This is a genomic window from Amycolatopsis sp. NPDC059657 (assembly GCF_042734395.1).
Lineage (GTDB): Bacteria > Actinomycetota > Actinomycetes > Mycobacteriales > Pseudonocardiaceae > Amycolatopsis.
Map to the genome: position 1 here is coordinate 50,275 of NZ_JBHWEB010000070.1, position 3,577 is coordinate 53,851.

Annotated in this window: 3 protein-coding genes and 1 pseudogene; 1 reads left to right on the forward strand and 3 read right to left on the reverse strand. The window is 65.6% G+C overall.

The annotated features are described in order from the left end of the window. Window positions 1-39: 39 nt before the first annotated feature. Window positions 40-411, reverse strand: coding sequence for a hypothetical protein (locus ACFV15_RS31060; RefSeq protein ID WP_378354713.1), 372 nt, complete (start codon window positions 409-411; stop codon window positions 40-42). A gap of 40 nt (window positions 412-451) precedes the next feature. After that, window positions 452-1,619, reverse strand: a pseudogene (locus ACFV15_RS31065) (glutathionylspermidine synthase family protein). A 348-nt stretch (window positions 1,620-1,967) separates the two neighbouring features. Here ACFV15_RS31065 and ACFV15_RS31070 point away from each other — a divergent pair. After that, complete coding sequence (locus tag ACFV15_RS31070) at window positions 1,968-2,312, forward strand: hypothetical protein (protein WP_378354715.1); 345 nt, start codon at window positions 1,968-1,970, stop codon at window positions 2,310-2,312. Window positions 2,313-2,416: 104 nt separating this feature from the next. On the opposite strand, the gene ACFV15_RS31075 is transcribed toward ACFV15_RS31070, so the two are convergent. After that, window positions 2,417-3,454 carry an IS630 family transposase gene (locus ACFV15_RS31075; protein ID WP_378354716.1) on the reverse strand — a complete coding sequence of 346 codons (1,038 nt, stop codon included), beginning with the start codon at window positions 3,452-3,454 and terminating at the stop codon, window positions 2,417-2,419. Window positions 3,455-3,577: the final 123 nt, after the last annotated feature.

The window sequence follows — 3,577 nt, forward strand, 5'->3', positions numbered from 1 at the left end:
AGTGGCGCCGTACTCACTGCGCCACTGAGCCGGACGTCGTCAGCTGCCGGAGGAACCGTCGCGGCCGCCGGCGCCATTGTCGATGATGATGGGGGCGGTCCCGACGCGAATGGTCGTCTGGCTTGGCCTGGGGCCGCCGCGGGTGTGGATCTTCTTGTCCACTTTCTCGATGGCCACGTACTCACGGTTCGCGGTCTTGCCGGAGATGGAGTAGCTGTACTGCCCGTGCGGCTGCCGGTCCACGGTGTCCGCGGCGACCTGCGGTTCCTGGGGCGTGGCATGGTTCAGCCCGTACGCGGACGCGACGATCGCCGCCAGCCCGGTGGCGGCCTTGCCGCCCATGAGCACTCGATCCGCGCGCCTGCCCCAGACCCGGGCGGAGGTGGCCTCGGGGGTGACGTTCTCTGTCATCAGCTTCCTTACTGTTTCTTTCGATGTCGCGAGCACTCGATCAGTGACTCGCGGCGATCCGATGGGGAACGAACGTGGCGCCGTCGTCGGTGATCAGCCCCGGGGTCTCCCGGATGCCCAGTCCTGCCGACTCGTCGCCGACGACCCGGGCGCCGAGCACCGGCCGCATTCCGTCGAAGTCGGGCAGCGGGGCGAACTCCTGGTACACATGACCTTCCTGCCCGTACGCACCGCCGACGGACTGTTCGTGGCCGGGTGCGCAGATCTGGATGTTCGCCCCTTCCCTGCCGAGCTTCGGCTTGCGCACGTAGCCGGTGAGTTCACGGGGCCCGTCCAGGTACGCGGGCAGCAGGTTCGGGTGGCCGGGGTACATCTCCCACAGGATCGCCAGCAGCGCCTTGTTGGACAGCAACATCTTCCACAGCGGTTCGATCCACGAGACCCCGGGAAGGCCGGCGACCACCTTGGGACCGAACAAGTCGTCGACCAGCCACTCCCACGGGTACAGCTTCGCCACGGCGTGCATCGGCTTACCGGTCGAGTCGACGAACCGCGCCTGGTCGACACTCCAGCCGATCTTTTCGACCGGCAGGCCCGCGGTGTCCAGCCCGGCCTCGGCCGCGGTCTCCTGGAGATAGGCGACGTTGACGTGATCCTCGCCCGAGGTTTCCATGTGGCTCCACACGAAGTGGACTTCCTTGGCCGGCAGCCGCGGGCCGACCTCGCGCCAGCGTGCGACCAGTGCTTCGTGCACCGAGTTCCACTGGTCGTCTTCAGGGAAGACATCGGTCTTCCTGCCACTGGATGACCGACGCTTCCAGCAGCGAGGTGGGCGTGTCGCCGTTGTACTCGAGCAGCTTGGCCGGACCGGAGCCGCCGTAACACAGGTCGAAGCGGCCGTACACGTGCGGATCGCGCCGCCGCCACGACTCGGCGAGATGCGGCCACACCCATTCCGGGATGGCGAAATCACGGAAGCGGTCGGTGCTGATCACGTGGTCCACGGCGTCCAGGCACATCGACTGCAGCACTTCGACGTCGGCTTCCAGCGTCAGTACCTCGTCCAGGTCGAAAACGTAGTGCACCGATTCGTCCCAGTAAGGACGCTTCCGTCCGTCCGGCAGTGTGGACGGTTCCCCGAACACCAGCCCCTGGTCCGCGACGATGCGTTGACAGTCCACACGGGACGGTGAGAGTTGCCGCCGCACCATTGCTCCTTCACGGTCGCCGGGCGCATTCCCGAAGAATCAAAGCCGTGATCATCGTGTGCTGGGCCAGGCGCAACCCGCAGGGGCGAAGTCGCGACAGGCACGGACAAACCTGCTCAAACTGCGGCAGCGCCGTCAGGCCGAACGGGCCCGGCCCGACCTCCGCTCGCTTGCCTTATGCCATCTGTCGACAGATGGCGAGACGTCAAGGTAAAACACCCGAATCGCACGACGCTGGTGAAATGGTGGGTATTCCGCAGATTTCGGATACCGAGCCGTTGAGTGACGACGATACGTTTTTTGTGAGGGGAGGCCTCTCCTCGAGGAATCGAGCCCTGGGTGGCAGACATGAAGAAACGAGCTTCGCTGGGGATGGCTGGCCGGGCGGTGGTCGTGACCCTCGGTGCCGTCATGACGGCCACGTCGGTCGCGGCACCGGCTCAGGCGGCCGGCGAGTGGTGGGATTGGATTTCTGACGCACCCACCGTCCACCTGGTCCGCGACTACGGCGCCCCTGATGACAAGCGGGCACCTTATTTGGCATACGACGCGGCAGAGCGCGATCTACCCGGCTGGCTACGGCCCGGGTGCCGCCACAGTTCACAGACCGTCTTGCAAACCGTGGCATCGGTCAACGACGGAATCGGCTATGTCGCCCGCAACTTCTGCAAGAAGTCGCGGGCTACAGGTTAGTTCGGGGCGTGACGTTCGCGCTCTCATGGCGCTCGCGGTCAAGTCGGCCGCAGGTGGAGTGATCAGCACACGTTTTATTGAGCCGCAAGGCAAATGTGGCGTGTTCAGTCTGCGGCGTAGCGGACTTCTTCCTTGCCGAAGAAGCCTTTGACGCGGTCGGGCTGGTTCTGGCGGCGGCGCAGGTGGGTGCGTGCGCCCGCCGCCAGTTCGGCTTTGGATCGGGGTGTTGTTGTTGCGGTGACATGACGTTTGAGGTCGCCGTTGAGCAGTTCGACGGGGTTGAGCTCGGGGCTGTAGCCGGGCAGGAAGTGCATCTCGATCCGCTCGGCCCGCTCGGCGAGCCAGGCTTTGAGCACTTTCGCCCGGTGTGAGGGGTGCCCGTCCACGATCAGGTGGACCTTGCGGTCAAGCTGGCGGACCAGCCGGTCCAGGAACGTGATCATCACTCCTACATTGAATCCGCCCTCGAACACGGTGAAATAGAGTTCGCCCTTGTTGCTGATCGCGGCCATCGCGTTGACCGTGAACCGCCTGCCGGTCTTGGGCACCGCCGGGGTCTGCCCGACCGGTGCCCAGGTCGCGGCCACCGATGCGTCCGAGCGCAGCCCGGTCTGATCCAGCCACAACACCACGGCGTTTTCCTGTTTCGCCCGCGCGGCGATCGCCGGATACCGCTCATCCAGCCACAACTGCACCGCCTCAGGGTTCTTCTCATACGCCACCCGGATCGGCTTCTGCGGGGACAGGCCCCACGACCGCAGATACTTCCCGATCGTCTGCCGCGACAACTCCAGCCCGAACCAATCCTTCACCAGCTGAGCGACCAGCCCCCGCGTCCACACCAGCCCCACCAGCTGCAGCTGATCCGGATACCTGCCCAGCACCGCACGCCGCACCCGCGCCTGCGCCCGCGTGTCCAACGCCTTCTGCTCACCCGCACGACGACCACGTTTCCGCGCCGAAAGCCCCCGATTCCCCTTACCCCGGAACGCATTCACCCACCGCGACACCGAACGCAACCCCACCCCGAACGACTCCGCCGCAGCCTCCTGAGTCAACCCCGACTCCACCGCAGCTACCACCCGCCGCCGCAGATCCTCCTGCGACGACGGGGAAAGCCGCTTCGCGCTGATCACAGTCACCTTCACACCATAACCAACGACCACGCCATATTTGAGTTACTCATCAATAACTCGGCGCTGACTGCTGCGAACTGCGACCAGTCGAGGCCAGGCCGCATCAGGGCCTGGCCTCTTGCCGTGCGG